Genomic DNA, 16,936 nt, shown 5'->3' with positions numbered 1-16,936 from the left:
CGGCGAAAGCCCGGAAATCCAGGGGTCTTGGGAAAACTGGCACGGTCCTTGCGAATTACCTCGGCAGACTAAACCTGGAGCCAGGACAAATGCCGCAGGACCTGTTCGGAATTCACGCCAAGGCGCTCGAGCTTCGCTCCGAGCGTATGGGCGTGATCGCCTCGAACATCGCGAATGCCGGGACCCCGGGCTACAAGGCGCGCGACATCGATTTCGCCGCAGCACTGAAGTCCGCAAGCAACGGCGCCGATATCGAGAGCGCTGCCCAGAGCGCCACGCAGTACCGCATTCCGGTAATGCCCTCGCTCGACGGAAATACCGTGGAGCTGCAGAACGAGCAGCTCGCCTTTTCGGAAAACGCCGTCGGCTATGCCACGACGCTCGAGTTCATCCGCTCGCGCGTCGACAACGTCAAACGCGCACTGAGAGGTGAATAAGATGGCCGGTCAGCCCTTCACCATCTTCGACGTCGCACAGCGCGGCATGTCCGCCCAGCTCGTGCGCATGAACGCAGCCGCATCCAACCTCGCCAACGCCGGCACCGTGTCGGGCAGCGAAGCGGATGCCTACAAGCCGATCCGCGCCGTCTTCGCCGAGGACCTCGATCGCGCCAGCGGCCTTGCCACCGTCCAGGTGCAAGGCGTGGTCCGCGAACAGGCCGCGGCGGTGCGCGAACACAATCCCGACCACCCGCTCGCCGATGCAAACGGCGATGTCTGGGCCGCTCCCGTCGATGAGAACGCCGAGATGGTCGAGATGCTCGAGGCCTCCCGCCAGTACCAGAACATGGTCGAGGCTCTCACCACCGCAAAGCAACTCATGCTCGAAACGATGAGGCTCAAATGACCGTGACTTCCGTAAACTCGACAAGCGCGTCGACTAGCACCTCGTCGAACTCGAAGTCGCCGCTCGCTGCGCTCAACTCGGGGGACTTCCTCAAGCTGATGCTCGCGCAGATGCAGCAGCAGGACCCGACCAACCCGGTCGACCAGAAGGACATGCTGGCGCAGATGGCGCAGTTCACGCAGCTCTCCAGCACGACCGAGATGTCCGACACCCTGAGCACGATTTCCTCGAAGCTCGACACGCTCGTCACGGCCCAGACCTCGACCAACGAGGCCCTGACCTCGCTTGCCCAGAAAGTAGCCGATTCGCAGGCGGCCGACAGCTCGACCGCCGCCTGACACTGCATTCCAGGAGACTAACGCCATGTCTTTCTACACTTCGCTTACCGGCCTCAAGAACGCCCAGACCGACCTCAACGTCATCTCGAACAACATCGCCAACGCGGAAACCGGCGGCTTCAAGAAAAGCGACACCGCCTTTGCCGACATCGTCACCAACTCGGTCTTCTCCGACTCCTCGACGACCGTGGGCATCGGCGCGCGCGTCGCGGCGGTGAAGCAGAACTTCTCACTCGGCCCGATCGACCAGACCGGCAACGCGCTCGACGTCGTGATCAACGGCGACGGCTTCTTCACCGTCGTTTCGCCGACTTCGGGACAGACCGAATATACCCGCGCCGGTGCCTTCTCCATCGACGGACAGGGCTTCATCAAGAACGCGCAGGGCTCGCGCCTCCAGGTCTTCCCGGTCGACGCGACCGGCGCCGTCACCTCGACCACGACCCTCCAGGATGCACAGCTGCCGCAGACCAATGCCGCCGGCTCGATCTTCGCAGGCGTGTCCATCGGCGACAGGGGCCAGGTCGTCGCCACTTATGCCGACGGCTCCAACACCACGGTAGGCGTCGTTGCGCTGGCCTCGTTCCTTGCCCCCAACGGCCTGAAGCAGATGGGCAACGCCAGCTGGACCTCGACCGGCAATTCCGGCGCCGCCAGCTACGGCGAACCCAAGACGGGTCTCTACGGCTCCATGCTCTCGGGCTCGCTGGAACGCTCGAACGTGGACATCGCCGAGGAACTGGTTTCGCTGATCACCGCGCAGCGCAACTTCCAGGCCAATGCCAAGGCCATCGATACCGCCTCGCAGATCTCGCAGACCGTCATCAACCTGCGGACCTGAGGCACCTGAGACGCTGACGAGGACCTGATCCGATGGACCGGCTGATCTATACCGCTGTTTCCGGCATGAATGCCTCGATGACGCGCGAGCGCGTGATCGCGAGCAACATGGCCAATGCCCAGACTATCGGCTTTCGCAAGGAGATCATCCAGGCGACGCCGATGACGCTGGAAGGCCCGCAGCTGGAAGCACGCGCGATGACCAGCACCGAAGTGCGCGGCGCGTCGATGAAGGAAGGCGCGGTCACCTCGACCGGCAATCCCCTCGACGTCGCGCTCGACGGCGATGCCATGCTGGCGGTCCAGGCCTATGACGGCGGCGAGGCCTATACCCGCCGTGGCGACCTTTCCGTTTCGGTCACCGGCGTGATCGAGAACGGCGAGGGCCTGCCGGTTCTGGGCGACAACGGTCCCGTCACCGTCCCGCCCGGCTCGATCGTCACGATCGCCCCGGACGGCGGCGTGCTGGTAAAGGACCCGGCCACTCCGGAAGCCCCGCCCGTCCGCCTCGATCGCCTCAAACTGGTCAGCACCACCGGATCGAAAATCGAAAAAGACCTTGCCGGCCAGTTCCGCGTAAGCGGCGGCGGCGCCTTACCGGTCGACGAGAACGCGCGGCTGACCCCGCAAGCGCTCGAACAGTCCAACGTCAACGCATCGGAAGTGCTCGTCGAGATGATCTCGGCCCAGCGCCTTTTCGAAATGCGCACCAAACTCATCGAGACTGCCAAGCAGCTCGACGAGGGCGGCGCGCGGCTCATGCGCATCGAATCCTGAGGAGTAAGAATCCATGCCTAGCTCAGCACTCCAGGTCGCCCGCACCGGTCTCGAAGCACAAGACCAGCGCATGCGCGTGATCGCCAACAACCTCGCCAACGTCGCGACCACCGCGTTCAAGCGCGACCGCGCCAACTTCGCGACTCTCGCCTACCAGGACGCCCGCGTGGCAGGTGCGGACTCGTCGACGGAAACGACTTACGCCACCGGCCTGAACCTGGGCACCGGCGTCGCCGTGCAGTCGACCACGCGCATGGAAACGCAGGGCTCGCTGGAAGCGACCGGCAACAACCTCGACCTCGCGCTCGACGGCGACGGCTACTTCCAGGTTCAGCTTCCGGGCGGCCAGCTGGGCTATACCCGCGCCGGCAACTTCACCCGCTCCGCCGAGGGCCTGATCGTGACCTCGCAGGGCTATCCCCTGCAGCCGCCGATCACCGTCCCGGAAAACGCGACCTCGCTGACGATCTCGACCGACGGCACCGTCTCGGCGCAAGTCGCAGGCCAGTCGGATCCGACCCAGCTCGGCCAGATCACGACCGCCAGCTTCACCAATCCGGGCGGCCTGCAGGCCGCCTCGGACAACTTCATGATGGAGACCGCGGCAAGTGGCCCGGCCCAGATCGGCATCGCCGGCGAGAACGGCCGCGGCCACATCCGCCAGGCCATGCTGGAAGCCTCGAACGTCAACATCGTCGAGGAACTGGTCGACATGATCGAGACCCAGCGCGCCTATGAGATCAACTCGAAGATGATCTCGTCGGTCGACGACATGCTCAAGAACGCCAACCAGACTCTGTGATCGCCATGACGCGCAAGTCCATCCTTTCGGTCATCGCCACCGGCACGGCGCTCGCGGTGACAGGCGCCGCCCCGGCCCTCGCCAAGAAGCACGAACCATCTGGCTTCGAGGCGACCCTGCCGGTGGCCGCTCCGGTCGAAGCGGCTGCCCCGACGGGCGGCATCTTCAACGTCTCGGCCGGCTATGCTCCGCTCTACGAAGGCAACCGCGCCCGCCGCGTTGGCGATCCGCTGACGATCGTGCTCATCGAGACGACCAGCGCGTCCAAGGCCGTGAGTTCCAAGAGCCAGAAGGGCGGCGGCGCCTCGATCACCCCGCCGACTGCCGGCCTGCTGTCATTTTTGAACCCCAATGCCCTTAAAGCCAGCAGCAATTCGTCGTTCAACGGTCAGGGAAATGCGGCCCAGACGAGCTCGCTCGCCTCGACGCTTTCCGTCACGATCGCCGAAGTGCGGCCGAATGGCACCGCGCTGGTCAAAGGGGAAAAGCAGATGTTGCTCAGCCAGGGTGATGAATGGGTCCGGTTTTCCGGGATCGTTCGCCTGGCCGACGTCGACACGGAAAACTCGATCCTTTCGACCCGCGTTGCAGACGCGAAGATCGAATATTCGGGCAAGGGCTCGCTCCAGCGCGCCAGCCGCCAGGGCTGGCTGGGCAAGTTCTTCAACATGATTTCGCCGTTCTGAGGAGGCCGAGATGATCCGCAAAATCCTGCTCGTCCTCGCCGCCGCAATGACTGCGCTGACCCCGGGCGTCGCCAGCGCAGAGCGCGTGCGCGACCTCGGCCAGTTCCAGGGCGTGCGCTCCAACCAGCTGACCGGCTACGGCATCGTCGTCGGCCTGCCCGGCACCGGCGACGACAACCTCGAATACCTGACCCAGGCGATGAAGGGCGTTTCGGGCCGCATGGGCCTGACCCTGCCGCCGGGAGTTTCGCCGGGCCTCAAGAACGCAGCCGCGGTGATGATCACCGCCGACCTGCCTGCCTTCGCCAAGCCGGGCCAGCGCATCGACGTGACCGTCTCGACGATCGGCAAGGCCAAGTCGCTGCGCGGCGGCGCACTGATCATGACCCCGCTCTATGGTGCGGACGGCCAGATCTACGCCATGGCCCAGGGCAACCTGGCGGTCGGCGGGCTCGGCATCTCGGGCAAGGACGGCTCGAACGTTACCGTCAACATCCCGACCGTGGGCCGCATCGCCGACGGCGCCAGCGTGGAACGCGCGGTCGCCACCGGCTTCGACAGCGATCCCCTGCTGCGCTGGAACCTGTTCAACGCGGACTTCCTGACCGCCTCGCGCGTGCGCGACGCGATCAACCGCCGCATGCCCGGCACCGCCTCGGTTGAGGACGGCGTCACCCTCGCCCTGCGCCTGCCGCCCCAGTCCGACACCCGCGCCAGCGTCATGGCCGCGATCGAGATGATCGAGATCGAACCGGCCGAAACCGCCGCGCGCGTCATCGTCAACAGCCGCACCGGCACCGTCGTGATCAACAACGCCGTGCGCCTCTCGCCTGCCGCGATCAGCCACGGCAAGCTGACCGTGCGCGTCGACGAGGACCCGACCGTCGTCCAGCCGGCTCCGTTCAGCCGCGGCCAGACCGCCGTCGAGCAGAACAGCACGATCACGACCGACGAGGAAAAGCGCTCGGTCGCGATGTTCAAGCCGGGTGCTTCGCTGTCCTCGGTGGTCGATGCCCTCAACATGCTGGGCGTCACTCCGTCCGACCTCGTGGCGATCCTCGAGGCGCTCAAGCAGGCCGGCGCGCTCAAGGCGGAGATGGTGGTGATATGAGTGTCATCCTCCCATCCACGCCGGGTCTGAACGTCAAGGCGCAGAGCAGCGACCGCGAGAAGCTGCACGCCACCGCCAAGCAGTTCGAAGCGATCTTCGTGCGCCAGATGCTGGCCGCCGCCCGCAAGACCGACTTCGGCGGCGAGGACGTGTTCGGCAGCCAGGCGATGGATACCTTCCGGCAGCTTCAGGACGAACACTTCGCCGACGTCGCGGCCGATACCGGCACGCTCGGCATGGCCTCGATCATCGAAGCGCAGATGGCGCGCTTCCTTCCTGCCGAAACCGCACCTGCCGGCGAAAACGCGACGCAAGCAAAGGCGCAAGGGTAAGCCATGGCCTCAGACCTTCTCTCGATTGCCAAGTCCGGTGCCGCGGCCGCCCGCACCGCTCTGGACCTGACCGCGCAGAACATCGCCAACGCGTCGTCGGAAGGATATGTCCGGCGCACGGTCAGCGTGGCCGAACTGGGTGCGAACTCGGTCGGTTCGGCTCCGGCGCAGGTCAATCTGGCAGGTGTGCGGGTCAATGGCGTGGTGCGCAATGCCGACATCTTCCGCCAGGCAGAAGTGCGCCGCACCGGCGCCGACGCTTCGCGCGCCGCCGCGGAGGTCCAGGGCCTGGAAAATATCGAGAGCGCCGTCGAGCAGACCGGCGTGTACGATTCCATCGTCGCCTTCGAAGGCAGCCTGCAGCAACTCGCTTCGGATCCCACCGACGGTTCGCTGCGCGCCGCTGTTCTGGAACAGGCGCGCACGATGTCCGAGACGTTCAACGTCGCATCGTCGAGCCTCGACGCGGCTGCCAAGGGCCTGCAGTTCGAGGCCGGCAGCGGCGTCGACGAAGTCAATCGCATCGCTGGCGAACTCGCCCGCGTGAACTTGCGCCTGGCGCGCGCCTCGGATGCGTCGAGCGACCAGACCACCCTGCTCGACCAGCGCGACTCGCTGCTCGAGCAGATGAGCAAGTACGCCAACGTCGACACCACCTATAATGCCGACAAGACCGTCACCGTCACCATCGGCGGCACTGCCGGTCAGACGATGGTCTCCGGCGGCGCTGCCTCGACGCTGGCCATGGCGACCGCTGCGGACGGCACGATCTCCTTTACGCTCGATGGCAATGCCGCCGCGATCAGTTCGGGTTCGCTCGCCGGCAAGAGCCAGGCGCTGACCCAGCTTTCCAGCACGCGCGGCCAGCTCGATGCTGTCGCCGGCAAGATCATCAACGTCGTCAACACCGCGCAGGCGAACGGTGTCGACCTCAACGGCAATACCGGCCAGCCGATCTTTTCGGGCACGGGCGCGGGCGACATCGCCATGATCGCCAGCAACGGCAGCGCCATTGCGACGGCTTCGTCTGGCGCCGGTGCAAACAGCCGCGATCCCGCCAACCTCGTGCAGATGCGCAAAGACCTCGCAAGCGCCGATCCGGCGAGCGACATGGACACGTTGCTTTTCACGATCTCCAGTTCCGTCGCCGGCCGCAAGGTCACCAGCGACGCGCTCAATTCCATCGCCAGCACTGCCAAGGTCGCACTCCAGGCGCAGACCGGCGTAAACCTCGACGAAGAAGCAGTCAGCCTCGTGCGCTACCAGCAGGCCTTCCAGGCCAACGGTCGCGTCATGCAGGTGGCGAGCGACATCTTCTCTTCCATCCTGAACATCAGGTGAGACTGACATGGCGATCGTATCCACCAGCACCAGCGCCTTCTTCGAGCGGTCCCGCAGCAATCTGCAGGACTTGCGCGCCCAGACCGAAACGCTGCAGGCACAGCTTTCCAGCGGCAAGAAGCTCGCGCGCTCGTCCGACGATCCGGTCGCCGCGTCGCGCCTGCGCTCTTTGTCCCGCCTCGAATCGCTGTCGAACATCGACAAGTCGAACTCACAGCGGGTGAACGCCGACCTGACGCTGGCGGATGCCGCGATCAAGGACATGTCGACGGCCCTCGTCCGAGCGCAGGAACTCGCCACACAGGCCGCCAGCGGAACGAGCAACGACGCCCAGCGCGCCGCGATCGGTCGCGAACTGGACTCGATCTACTCGACCCTGATGAACCTCGCCAATGCTCGCGATTCGAACGGCCATGCCCTGTTCGGCGGCGAAAGCGCAGGCGATGCCTATTCGGTCGATGGCGCCGGCAATCCCGTCTACGTCGGCACCGCCAGCTCAGGCAGCCTGTCGCTTGGCGAAGGCCAGACAGTCTCGCGCTCGCTGACCGGTCCGGAATTCCTCAGCTTCACGGTGAACGGCACGCCGACCGACCTGCTGTCGGTGGTCAAGGATCTCGGTGCGGCCCTGCAAGGCGCGGCGGCCGACCCGGCCGGTGCCGCCCGCGACGGACTGGATGCGCTCAAGGCCGGGCTGGATGCGATGACGACCGGGCAGACCGTCGTCGGCACGCGCATGGCCTGGATCGAACTGACGTCAGATCGCCGCACCAACCTTTCGCAGCTTCGCTCGACCGAAGAGACTGAAATCGGCTCGACCGACATCGCCTCCACCGCAGCCTCGCTGCAGGAAGCGCTGCTGGTACTGGAAGCCAGCCAGGCCAGCTTCACCAAGCTCGCCAACCTTTCGCTGTTCAACAAGTTGGGCTGACGCTTTTCCCGGTCCCGGGGGACGGGACCGGGCGCATACTTTCCAGGGGGACTTTTAACCATGTTTGCAATCGTCGGCGTCGTGATCTTGCTGGTCATGGTATTCGGCGGCTTCGCCCTAACCGGCGGCGCGCTGGGTCCGGTCATGCACGCGATCCCGCACGAGATGCTGATTATCGGCGGCGCCGCTGTGGGCGCCATCGTGACCGGCAACTCGATGCACCAGCTCAAGGCGCTCGGCAGCGGCATGGCCAAGGTCTTCAAGGGGCCCAAGCATAACAAGCAGGACCACATCGACGCGATCATCCTGACCACGCGCCTGATGAAGATCCTGCGCACCGAAGGCCCGGTAGCGCTCGAAAGCCACGTCAACGAGCCCAAGTCGTCCTCGCTCTTCGCCGAGTTCCCGCGGCTGCTGGCCAACGACGCACTCGTCCACCTGATCTGCGACACCCTGACGCTGATCGTGGTCTCCTCGGGCACGCTGGAAGTCCATGCGGTCGAAGACGTCATGGACAACGCCATGAAGACGCACTTCCACGAGTTGCACGAACCGCAGCACGCGCTGCAGACCCTCGCTGACTCGCTGCCCGCACTGGGCATCGTCGCCGCCGTTCTCGGCGTGGTGAAGACCATGGGCTCGATCGACGAGCCGCCCTCGGTGCTTGGCGGCATGATCGGCTCCGCGCTTGTCGGCACCTTCATGGGCGTGTTGCTCGCCTACGGCATCGTTGCGCCGATGGCCGGACGCCTCAAGCAGGTGATCGAGGAAGACGAACAGATCTTCCACGCGGTCAAGCAGGTGGTCATCGCCAGCCTTCACGGGTGGCCGCAGCCGCTGGTCGTGGAATCGGCCCGCTCGGGTCTCGGCCACTCCTTCCGACCCGGCCTGTCCGAACTTCTCGACGCGATGAGGGGACGCTGACGTGGCCACCAAGCGAGGCAAGAACGAGCTGCCGCCGCCGATCATCGTCAAGAAGATCACGGTGGTGGAAGGCGGTCACCACGGCGGCGCCTGGAAAGTCGCCTACGCCGACTTCGTGACCGCGATGATGGCCTTCTTCCTCCTGCTCTGGATCCTGGGCGCCACGACCGAGAAGCAGCGCAAGGGCATTGCCGATTATTTCACGCCAACCCTGGTCAAGACCAAGGAATCCTCGGCCGGTTCGAACAACGGCCTGCTTGGCGGTTCCTCGCTGACCGATGTCGACAACTATCCGCATGCCATGGGCCAGACCGGTACCAAGGCGATGACCATCCCCCGCGATGCAACGGGCGGACCAAAGGAAGGCGGCAGCAAGATCAAACGCTCGACGCGCGCCAAGCAGTCGGTCGAGGAAAAGTTGCGGTCGACCGAACGGCTGCGCAAGCTGGCCAAGCAGGTCCGCCTCGTCGACACTTCGATCGGCGTGCGCATCGACCTCGTCGACGATGCCGACTTCTCGATGTTCCGCCTCGGCACAACCGTGCTGACGCCGGACGCGGTCGAGCTGATCTCGGCGATTGCGGACGCGGTGGGCTCTGACGGCGGCCAGTTGACGCTGCGCGGCCATACTGACGCCCTGCCCTACAGGTCGGGCACTTACGGCAACAACTGGTCACTCTCGGCCGGGCGCGCCGAAGCCACCCGCCAGGCACTGATGCGCGACGGCATCGCCGAAGACCGCTTCAAGCGAATCGAGGGCGTCGCCGACAAGGAATTGCTCATACCGGACAATCCGCAGGACCCCCGCAACCGCCGCATTTCGATCACTCTCCTGGACTGAGCCCCGCGCTCAGTCTCGGGCGGGACGCGAATCGGGCCAAACCCCCGATCTCCAATCGTCGGCCCGTGAGGTGAAGGACCCATGCCTTCACCTCCGCGTTCCCGCCTCCCATCCACCTATCAACGTCTCACCCTTACATAATCAGAGAATGCGCAAGAGACGGACCGCCACCCGGCGGTCCGGAACGCCAAGCCATCGCACCCCCTCGGGCAACCAGTCTCCAAACTCCGTAGCCCGGATCTCCAATCGCCTTTTCGGCCCGTTCACGCCTGAGTCGGATTGCCGCATTCCCCATGTGCGCCAATCCAGCCCACGCGCGAGCGGGCCTTTCCTTGCGCCTGGCAGACAGGTGCAATCGCGTGGGGAGAGGTTGATCGGATGGCAGTCCCCGGGTCCGCGCGCATTTCATCGCGCGCGCCGGACTTCCAGCCTTGCCCGAAGATACGGGCGCTTGCACCATAGCGCCCAAGGCTACGACAAACCCATCCAGAACGGCAGGCGAAGGTGACGTGGGATGTGTGTGACCTGACGGCATCGCCTCTGCCATGCCGCGCCCATCCCGCGCGTCACGAAACCGCAAAAGCCTGACGTCATCGCATCAGGGCATCGACCTTAGGGGAACATGGGGAACGGGCGGACAGTGCCGCCAGGACCGTCAGCCAAGCGCAGCGCATCCAGAAGCCGTCGAAAGATGATCCCATGCGCATCAATCATGGCACAGGGCATTCACGTAGAGTGCATGCGGCAGCGCGAAGTGTGCCTGCACGGGGTCGCTCCCCTCCGATTCGCCGTCAACCCTGTCGCGAATCGCCCGGCGGGGAAGAGATCGTCACTTTCGGTAACGGCACGAATCACTTCAGCCCGCGCACAGCGCGGGCAAGGAGAGAGCCCCGACGGACTGGGGAGAACCGTCGGGGCTCTAGCCTGCTGAATGCAGGCTATTGGTTACTTGCCGCTGATTAGCGGAGCAGCGAGAGCACGCTCTGCTGGCTCTGGTTCGCCTGGGCGAGCATCGCGGTCGAAGCCTGCGAAAGGATCTGCGACTTCGCCATCGCGGTGGTTTCCGAGGAATAGTCGGCGTCTTCGATACGCGAACGTGCGTCCGAAAGGTTCGTCACGTTGGCAGTCATCGTGTTGACGGCCGATTCGAGGCGGTTCTGCGAAGCACCAAGGTTGGCGCGAACAGTCGAGACTTCGTCCAGCGCGGTGTCGAGGCTGGCAAGGTCACCGGCGGCGAGCGCGGTCGGGTCGACGGCCAGGGCCGCGGTCATGCCGGTGCCGCCCTTCACGTTGCTGAAGGTCATGTCGATCGTATCCGTGGCATTGGCGCCAACCTGGATCTTGACCACGCCAGCGGTGCCGGCAGTGCCGTCGAACAGCTTGTTGCCGTTGAACTCGGAGTTGTCGAGAACGTCGGTGATCTGCGACTGAAGCTGCGTAACTTCGGTCTTCATACGCGTGCGGTCATCGGCCGAGTAGGTGCCGTTCGAAGCCTGAACGGTCAGCTCGCGGACGCGCTGCAGCATGTTGGTGACTTCCGACAGGCCGCCTTCAGCGGTCTGCGCCATCGAGATACCGTCGTTGGCGTTACGGATGCCCTGGCTCATGCCCTTGATCTGCGAGGTCATCGAGGTCGAAATGGCGAGACCCGCGGCGTCGTCCTTGGCGGAGTTGATGCGCTTGCCGGTCGACAGGCGTTCCATCGAGGTGCTGAGCATCTTGCTTGCCGAGTTCGAGGCATTGGTGGCCCGAATCGCGCTGATGTTGGTATTGATAACAGACATTTAGGTAGCTCCCGTTGAATGTCCCGAGTTCCGGATCAGCTTCGCCGGCCCATCCGGCTCCGCTGCCAAAGGGAAGACCGGCAAGCTGGCGGCAAAATTAAGCCGCCCCGGCAAAAAAAGGTTACCGGCCCACCTATAAACCCGCAGAATCACGTCAAACTTCGCCGAATCCCGAGTGTAAAATTTTCCGAATTTTTAACTGAATCGCCCGCATAAACGGCCGTGGAGATTGGTTAATACTACGGGGGACATCGAGACATGGGCGGGTTGAATTTCGACTCGAAATTCAGCCGGCGGCACGCGCCGCTGGCAGATCGTGGAACGGCAATTGCCACTTCACTCCTCGATCTTAGTGCAATCGATTTACGTGACGCTGCGGACGAGACTCCTTCCCGCCCGCGCACACGCTCGGTTCAACTTTCACGCGGCACCGCGCCGGCATTCGGCCGCAAGGGCGCATCGCAGATCGCGATGACCTACGTCGATCCGGTCAGCGAAGCCTCGCTTGCCATGCTGCTCGCAGCCATGGCTGGCGCAGACGAGCCGATCGCAGCGGATCCGGAAAGCCTTTCGGTCTTCGCTCTCGCCGACCGTCTGGCCAACAGCGACATTCCGGTGCTGATCAACGGCCCGACCGGAACCGGCAAGGAAGTCCTGAGCCGCTTCATTCACGCCCGCAGCTCGCGCCGCGACGGCCCGTTCATCGCGGTCAACTGCGCCGCGATGCCCGAGACGATGCTCGAGGCGATGCTGTTCGGCCACCAGAAGGGCGCCTTCACCGGCGCGACCCAAGCGAGCGAAGGCTTCATCCGCGCGGCGGACGGCGGCACCCTGCTGCTGGACGAAATCGCCGAGATGCCGCTTCAGCTCCAGGCCAAGCTGCTGCGCGCCCTGCAGGAACAGGAAGTCGTGCCGATCGGCTCGACCAAGGCGATCAAGGTCGACGTACGCATCATTGCCTGCGCCAACCGCGACCTGCCGACCGAAGTGGCTGAAGGCCGGTTCCGCGCCGACCTTTACTACCGCCTCAACGTGTTCCCGTTGACGCTGCGCCCACTGCGCGAGCGCGCCGACGACATCGCCCCGCTCGCCTTCGCGATGGCGCTGCGCCACGCGCCGGACCCGACCAGGGTGCCCTGCCCGAACGAAGCTGCGATCGCGATGCTCAAGCTGCACTCCTGGCCCGGCAACGTCCGCGAGCTGGAGAACGTCATCCGCCGCGCGCTGCTCCTGGCCCACGGCAACGACGTGATCACGCCCGATCACATCGTGTTCGACAGCCCGGCCCGACTGATCCAGTCGCCCGTCACGGCCACCGGTTTCGGCGTCACTGTTGCCGAACCGCAGGTTGAAGAGGCGGAGACGCCGCGCAAGCTCTCCTCGATCGTGCAGATCTCGGAGGCCCGCGCCATCGTCGAGACGCTCGAGGCATGCGGCGGCAGCCGGGTGCGTGCAGCCCGCGAACTCGGCATCTCCGAACGGACCCTGCGCTATCGCCTCGCCTCGATGCGTGACGCCGGGATCGAAATCGGCAGAGCGGTCGCAGGAGGCCGTCGATGAGCGGCATCTCCGGCATCGGGGGCGGCGCTGGAGGAATTCAACAGATCATGGCCATGCGCCAGCAGATCATCCAGCGCAATGAGTTGCTCCAGCAAATTCATGCGCCGAAAGGCCCGGATCAGGCAGGCGGCGTGGCAGGCGTCGGTGGCGCAGCCCCGACCGAAGTCCAGGCCCCGGCCCAGGGTTTCGCCGATACGCTCAAGACGGCACTCGACAACGTCAATGCCGTCCAGGCCAAATCGGACACGATGACCGACGCCTACCAGCGCGGTGAAGTGACCGACGTCGCCAGTGTCATGCTTGCCCGGCAGGAAGCCGGAGTCGCATTCGAAGCGACCATGCAGGTTCGCAACAAGCTGTTGTCCGCCTACCAGGACATCATGCGGATGGGGGTGTAATGTCTCATGCCCGAGCTCGTTCCAGCCACGCCTGACGGCGTCCCGGCGGCCTCGCTGCCCGCCACGCAGTCGATGTTCGCACCGCTTACCGATCCGGCGGGCGGCAGCGTTCTCACGCGCCTTGGCACTTTCACGGCCCAGCCGGCAGTCCGCAAGGTCCTGCCGGTGTTCGTCGGCCTGTCTGCCATCGGCGGGGCCCTCCTCGCGTGGGGCGCGCTCGCGCCTTCTCCGCAGCGCGTGCTCTACTCGCAACTCGCCGACAGCGAGCGTGCAAGTGTTGCCGCTGCGCTCGACCAGGCCTCGATCGACTACTCGATCGACAACAGCACCGGCGCCCTCTCGGTTTCCGAAGGCGACTTCTACAAGGCACGCATGCTGGTGGCCTCCGACGGCGCATTGGCGACCCCGGAATCGGGCGTGCAGATGCTCGACAACATGCCGATGGGCGCCAGCCGCACGCTGGAGGGCGAGCGCCTGCGCGCCGCCCGTGAAGCCGACCTGCAGCAGACGATTGCCCAGATCGACGGCGTGGAAGCGGTCCGCGTCCATCTGGCCCAGGGTGAAAAGTCCGTCTTCGTGCGCGAGAACGTGCCGCCGACCGCATCGGTCATGGTCCGCCTCGCGCGCGGCCGCTCGCTGACCGAAAGCCAGGTTTCGGCCATCCTCAATCTCGTCGCCGGCTCAGTGCCGGGCCTCTCGCCCGACTCCGTGCGCGTCGTCGACCAGCATGGCCAGCTCCTGTCGGAGACCGGCGGCGTCGACAGCGACCGGCTCGACCTGCAGGCGCGGATGGAATCCAAGCTGCGCGAACAGGTCTCGCAACTGCTGCGTCCGATGCTCGGCGAAGGCAATTTCACCTCGGAGATCCAGGTCGACCTCGACATGGACGAAGTGACCTCGGCCCGCGAAAGCTATGACAAGGACGGCGTCGTCCGCACCGAGACCGAAGCGCAGTCGCAGTCGACCGCCGCCACTCCGGCTGCAGGCGTCCCGGGCGTCCTGTCCAACACGCCGCCGCCGGTGACGCAGGCCCAGCCGGGCGCGCCGCAGGGCACGGCCCCGCAGCCCGGAGCGACCCCGCCGACCAACGGCGAATCCCGTTCTTCGCGCACCTACGAACTGGGCCGCGAAGTCTCGGTAGCCAACACCACCCCGGGCGGCATCAAGCGCCTCTCGGTCGCGGTCGCGATCAGCGCCGATGCCATGAAGGGCGCCAAGGCCAAGGACATTCAGGAGATCGAGGCGCTGGTCAGTGCCGCTGTCGGCGCCAACACGCAGCGCGGCGACCAGGTCAAGGTCATTGCGCGCAGCTTCGAACCGATCGGCGATGCCGCCGCCTTGCCGTTCTACGAAATGCCATGGTTCCCGATGGTCGTGCGCTACGGCTCGGCCGTCCTCGCCGTCCTGATGGTCCTGCTGCTGGGCGTACGCCCGATGGTGAAGGCGGTGCGCGGCGACAAGCCCAAGCCTGCCAAGAAGGCCAAGAAAGGCAAGAAGGGCGAGGCCGGGGACGAAGACGAACTGGACGAGGACGGCGAACCCGTGCTCGACGGGAGCGGCCAGCCGGTCCTGCAGCGCAGCGCCGTGCGCGGTGCCCTTCCCGCCGGCGGCAGCGCCGACGACATCGACATCGAAATCACCCGTTCGGACCTGCTCGCCAGGCAACTCAACCTGGCCCAGAAGCTGGTGGCCGAACGGCCTGACAGCGCCGTGGCCGCCTTGCGCCAGATGCTCAACGAACCGCTCGATGAGCAGGCCGAGAAGAAGGAATTCGCGCAGTGAGCGAAGTCGTCCCCCTGTTCCCGGCAGACAACGCCGCGGTCATGGTCATGCTGCTCGACAACGACAATGCCTCGCGCATCCTGTCCGAACTCGAGCCCGATGAACTGCGCCGCCTGGGCGAAAAGATGTGCGCCCTGGGCGAGATCAGCCCGGACGTCATTGCCGAAGCGATCGCCGGCTTCGTCGAGAAGACCGAGAAGCTCGGCCTCGTCGCGCACGACCGTGTCGACAAGGTCCGCTCGATGATGAGCAACGCCATCGGCGAAGTGAAGACCGAAAGCGTGATGCGCCAGATCCTGCCGGACGAGCCCAAGACCTCGCCGCTCGAACTGGCCCGCTGGCTGACGTCCGAAGCGCTGGTGCCGCTGGTCAAGGGCGAACACCCGCAGGCGATTGCCGTCCTGCTGGTCCAGCTCGACCCGGTCGTCGCTGCCGAAGTGCTGCACGCCCTGCCGACCGATGAACAGTCGCAGATCGTCCACCGCATCGCCACGCTCGGCCCGGTTTCGCCGCAGGCCATCGCGATGCTCGAAGAACTGCTGACCCGCCGCATCACCGAGAACCACGGTCATCGCCCGCTGGCGATGGGCGGACCGAAGGAAGCGGCCGACATCATCAACGGCGCCGGCAAGGTGATCGAGAAGCGGGTGATGAGCGAGATCGGCAAGATCGACAAGGCGCTCGCCAAGGAGATCGAGAACGAGATGTTCAAGTTCGAGCACCTCTTCGTGCTCGACCCGCAATCCATGGGCACTTTGCTGCGCGACATCGGCAACGACACCCTCATCGACTCGCTCAAGGGCATCAGCGAAGAAGAACGCGAGTACTTCTTCCGCGCGATGTCGAGCCGTGCCGCCGATGGCGTCAAGGACGAGATCGCCGCGCGCGGACGCACCAAGCTGGCCGACGTCGTCGCCGCGCAGAAGGAGGTCGTCCTCGTCGCCCGCAAGCTTGCAGCCGAAGGTTCGATCATCTTCGGCTCGGGCGATGACGAATACGTCTGAGCGGCGCGATGTCCGATCTCGGTTTCAAGATACCCAGGGAAGGCATGAGCCTGCTCGAGGCCCTGACCCAGCCGCAGGGCTTTCGCGCCGACGCGCGCTTCGGCGCGCTGCCGGCACCCGAGCCCGAACCGGCACCGCCGCCACCGCCCGAGGAACCGGCTGCGCCCGATCCGGTGGAGCAGGCCTTCACCCAGGGCTTCACTGCCGGCTACGAGCAGGCGCTGCAGGAAGCGCAAGCCCAGGCCGAAGCTGAAGCCGCGGCCCGTGAAGGGCTTGAACTTTCCCTGACGCGTTTGAACGCGGTTCTCGAAGAGGAACTGCGCAACCGCCTTCGCGAAACGGTTGCCGCCTTGTGCGAAAGCGCGATCGCCCCACTGGCGATCGACGAGGATGCCCTTGTGCGCCGGATCAATGCTGCGGTCGGAATGCTTTCGCGCGCCGACGACGAGCGCGTGATCAAGTTGCACCCAGAGGACGTGAAGCTGGTTTCCCCGCGCCTCGCCGCCGAATGGCAGGTGGAGGAAGAAGCCGGCCTCGAACGCGGCACCATCCGCATCGAGACGGCCAGCGGCGGTGTCGAGGACGGCCCGGCGACCTGGCGCATTGCCATCGCCGAAGCCCTGCAGCAGTGCTGATGAGCCC

Annotated in this window: 19 protein-coding genes; 18 read left to right on the top strand and 1 reads right to left on the bottom strand. The window is 65.4% G+C overall.

Translation table 11 applies throughout. From position 1 onward, the window contains the following. Positions 1-89: 89 nt before the first annotated feature. From flgB to B5483_RS08980, 13 genes are read left to right on the top strand one after another with little or no spacing between them, the layout of a single operon-like run. Positions 90-437 carry a flagellar basal body rod protein FlgB gene (flgB, locus tag B5483_RS09040; RefSeq protein ID WP_007012298.1) on the top strand — a complete coding sequence of 116 codons (348 nt, stop codon included), beginning with the start codon at positions 90-92 and terminating at the stop codon, positions 435-437. Position 438: 1 nt separating this feature from the next. Next, positions 439-846: a flagellar basal body rod protein FlgC gene (flgC, locus tag B5483_RS09035; protein ID WP_054945497.1), complete on the top strand. Its 408-nt coding sequence runs from the start codon at positions 439-441 to the stop codon at positions 844-846. Continuing rightward, positions 843-1,184, top strand: a complete 342-nt coding sequence (locus B5483_RS09030; RefSeq protein ID WP_054945496.1) for a flagellar hook capping FlgD N-terminal domain-containing protein — start codon at positions 843-845, stop codon at positions 1,182-1,184. Before flgC ends, B5483_RS09030 begins: the two co-directional genes overlap by 4 nt. Positions 1,185-1,209: 25 nt before the next feature. After that, complete coding sequence (locus B5483_RS09025; RefSeq protein WP_054945495.1) at positions 1,210-2,025, top strand: flagellar hook-basal body complex protein; 816 nt, start codon at positions 1,210-1,212, stop codon at positions 2,023-2,025. 32 nt (positions 2,026-2,057) lie between these two features. Then, a complete protein-coding gene (locus B5483_RS09020; protein WP_054945494.1) occupies positions 2,058-2,801 on the top strand; it encodes a flagellar basal body rod protein FlgF in 744 nt (247 codons plus the stop codon). Positions 2,802-2,814: 13 nt separating this feature from the next. Continuing rightward, positions 2,815-3,603: a flagellar basal-body rod protein FlgG gene (flgG, locus tag B5483_RS09015; protein WP_054945493.1), complete on the top strand. Its 789-nt coding sequence runs from the start codon at positions 2,815-2,817 to the stop codon at positions 3,601-3,603. 5 nt (positions 3,604-3,608) lie between these two features. Next, a complete protein-coding gene (locus B5483_RS09010) occupies positions 3,609-4,289 on the top strand; it encodes a flagellar basal body L-ring protein FlgH (protein WP_079730352.1) in 681 nt (226 codons plus the stop codon). 10 nt (positions 4,290-4,299) lie between these two features. Next, the gene (locus tag B5483_RS09005; protein WP_054945492.1) at positions 4,300-5,400 is read left to right on the top strand and encodes a flagellar basal body P-ring protein FlgI; all 1,101 of its coding nucleotides are present in this window, start codon (positions 4,300-4,302) and stop codon (positions 5,398-5,400) included. Next, entirely contained in the window at positions 5,397-5,732 is a 336-nt protein-coding gene (locus B5483_RS09000) for a rod-binding protein (RefSeq protein WP_054945491.1), read from the top strand. Before B5483_RS09005 ends, B5483_RS09000 begins: the two co-directional genes overlap by 4 nt. A 3-nt stretch (positions 5,733-5,735) precedes the next feature. Next, positions 5,736-7,073: a flagellar hook-associated protein FlgK gene (gene flgK, locus B5483_RS08995; protein ID WP_079730103.1), complete on the top strand. Its 1,338-nt coding sequence runs from the start codon at positions 5,736-5,738 to the stop codon at positions 7,071-7,073. Between the two features lie 7 nt (positions 7,074-7,080). Next, positions 7,081-8,001: a flagellin N-terminal helical domain-containing protein gene (locus tag B5483_RS08990; protein WP_079730102.1), complete on the top strand. Its 921-nt coding sequence runs from the start codon at positions 7,081-7,083 to the stop codon at positions 7,999-8,001. A gap of 60 nt (positions 8,002-8,061) precedes the next feature. Next, positions 8,062-8,925: a flagellar motor stator protein MotA gene (gene motA, locus B5483_RS08985; protein ID WP_054945488.1), complete on the top strand. Its 864-nt coding sequence runs from the start codon at positions 8,062-8,064 to the stop codon at positions 8,923-8,925. Position 8,926: 1 nt separating this feature from the next. Continuing rightward, positions 8,927-9,766, top strand: coding sequence for a flagellar motor protein MotB (locus B5483_RS08980; protein WP_054945487.1), 840 nt, complete (start codon positions 8,927-8,929; stop codon positions 9,764-9,766). Between the two features lie 959 nt (positions 9,767-10,725). Here B5483_RS08980 and B5483_RS08975 read toward each other — a convergent pair. Then, positions 10,726-11,550 (bottom strand): flagellin N-terminal helical domain-containing protein, encoded by an 825-nt coding sequence (locus B5483_RS08975; RefSeq protein ID WP_054945486.1) that lies wholly within the window; start codon positions 11,548-11,550, stop codon positions 10,726-10,728. Between the two features lie 258 nt (positions 11,551-11,808). Between B5483_RS08975 and B5483_RS08970 the strand changes: the two genes are divergently transcribed. From B5483_RS08970 to B5483_RS08950, 5 genes are read left to right on the top strand one after another with little or no spacing between them, the layout of a single operon-like run. Continuing rightward, a complete protein-coding gene (locus tag B5483_RS08970) occupies positions 11,809-13,110 on the top strand; it encodes a sigma-54 interaction domain-containing protein (protein ID WP_079730101.1) in 1,302 nt (433 codons plus the stop codon). Beyond that, positions 13,107-13,508 carry a flagellar hook-basal body complex protein FliE gene (gene fliE, locus B5483_RS08965; RefSeq protein WP_054945484.1) on the top strand — a complete coding sequence of 134 codons (402 nt, stop codon included), beginning with the start codon at positions 13,107-13,109 and terminating at the stop codon, positions 13,506-13,508. The genes B5483_RS08970 and fliE overlap by 4 nt, the downstream gene beginning before the upstream one ends. Positions 13,509-13,514: 6 nt before the next feature. Next, positions 13,515-15,290, top strand: a complete 1,776-nt coding sequence (fliF, locus tag B5483_RS08960) for a flagellar basal-body MS-ring/collar protein FliF (RefSeq protein WP_079730100.1) — start codon at positions 13,515-13,517, stop codon at positions 15,288-15,290. Continuing rightward, positions 15,287-16,294, top strand: a complete 1,008-nt coding sequence (fliG, locus tag B5483_RS08955) for a flagellar motor switch protein FliG (protein ID WP_054945482.1) — start codon at positions 15,287-15,289, stop codon at positions 16,292-16,294. Before fliF ends, fliG begins: the two co-directional genes overlap by 4 nt. A gap of 8 nt (positions 16,295-16,302) precedes the next feature. After that, the gene (locus B5483_RS08950; protein WP_054945481.1) at positions 16,303-16,929 is read left to right on the top strand and encodes a FliH/SctL family protein; all 627 of its coding nucleotides are present in this window, start codon (positions 16,303-16,305) and stop codon (positions 16,927-16,929) included. Positions 16,930-16,936 lie beyond the last annotated feature (7 nt).

This window comes from Novosphingobium mathurense, assembly GCF_900168325.1.
In the GTDB taxonomy this organism is placed as follows: Bacteria; Pseudomonadota; Alphaproteobacteria; order Sphingomonadales; family Sphingomonadaceae; genus Novosphingobium; species Novosphingobium mathurense.
The sequence above is the reverse complement of the archived record's forward strand: the minus strand, read 5'-3'. Positions and strand labels throughout refer to the sequence as shown.

Excerpts from the sequence above, each read along its gene's own strand:
- flgB (WP_007012298.1), top strand. The coding sequence starts at position 90 with ATGCCGCAGGACCTGTTCGGAATTCACGCCAAGGCGCTCGAGCTTCGC.
- flgC (WP_054945497.1), top strand. The coding sequence starts at position 439 with ATGGCCGGTCAGCCCTTCACCATCTTCGACGTCGCACAGCGCGGCATG.
- B5483_RS09030 (WP_054945496.1), top strand. The coding sequence starts at position 843 with ATGACCGTGACTTCCGTAAACTCGACAAGCGCGTCGACTAGCACCTCG.
- B5483_RS09025 (WP_054945495.1), top strand. The coding sequence starts at position 1,210 with ATGTCTTTCTACACTTCGCTTACCGGCCTCAAGAACGCCCAGACCGAC.
- B5483_RS09020 (WP_054945494.1), top strand. The coding sequence starts at position 2,058 with ATGGACCGGCTGATCTATACCGCTGTTTCCGGCATGAATGCCTCGATG.
- flgG (WP_054945493.1), top strand. The coding sequence starts at position 2,815 with ATGCCTAGCTCAGCACTCCAGGTCGCCCGCACCGGTCTCGAAGCACAA.
- B5483_RS09010 (WP_079730352.1), top strand. The coding sequence starts at position 3,609 with ATGACGCGCAAGTCCATCCTTTCGGTCATCGCCACCGGCACGGCGCTC.
- B5483_RS09005 (WP_054945492.1), top strand. The coding sequence starts at position 4,300 with ATGATCCGCAAAATCCTGCTCGTCCTCGCCGCCGCAATGACTGCGCTG.
- B5483_RS09000 (WP_054945491.1), top strand. The coding sequence starts at position 5,397 with ATGAGTGTCATCCTCCCATCCACGCCGGGTCTGAACGTCAAGGCGCAG.
- flgK (WP_079730103.1), top strand. The coding sequence starts at position 5,736 with ATGGCCTCAGACCTTCTCTCGATTGCCAAGTCCGGTGCCGCGGCCGCC.
- B5483_RS08990 (WP_079730102.1), top strand. The coding sequence starts at position 7,081 with ATGGCGATCGTATCCACCAGCACCAGCGCCTTCTTCGAGCGGTCCCGC.
- motA (WP_054945488.1), top strand. The coding sequence starts at position 8,062 with ATGTTTGCAATCGTCGGCGTCGTGATCTTGCTGGTCATGGTATTCGGC.
- B5483_RS08975 (WP_054945486.1), bottom strand. The coding sequence starts at position 11,550 with ATGTCTGTTATCAATACCAACATCAGCGCGATTCGGGCCACCAATGCC.
- B5483_RS08970 (WP_079730101.1), top strand. The coding sequence starts at position 11,809 with ATGGGCGGGTTGAATTTCGACTCGAAATTCAGCCGGCGGCACGCGCCG.
- fliE (WP_054945484.1), top strand. The coding sequence starts at position 13,107 with ATGAGCGGCATCTCCGGCATCGGGGGCGGCGCTGGAGGAATTCAACAG.
- fliF (WP_079730100.1), top strand. The coding sequence starts at position 13,515 with ATGCCCGAGCTCGTTCCAGCCACGCCTGACGGCGTCCCGGCGGCCTCG.
- B5483_RS08950 (WP_054945481.1), top strand. The coding sequence starts at position 16,303 with ATGTCCGATCTCGGTTTCAAGATACCCAGGGAAGGCATGAGCCTGCTC.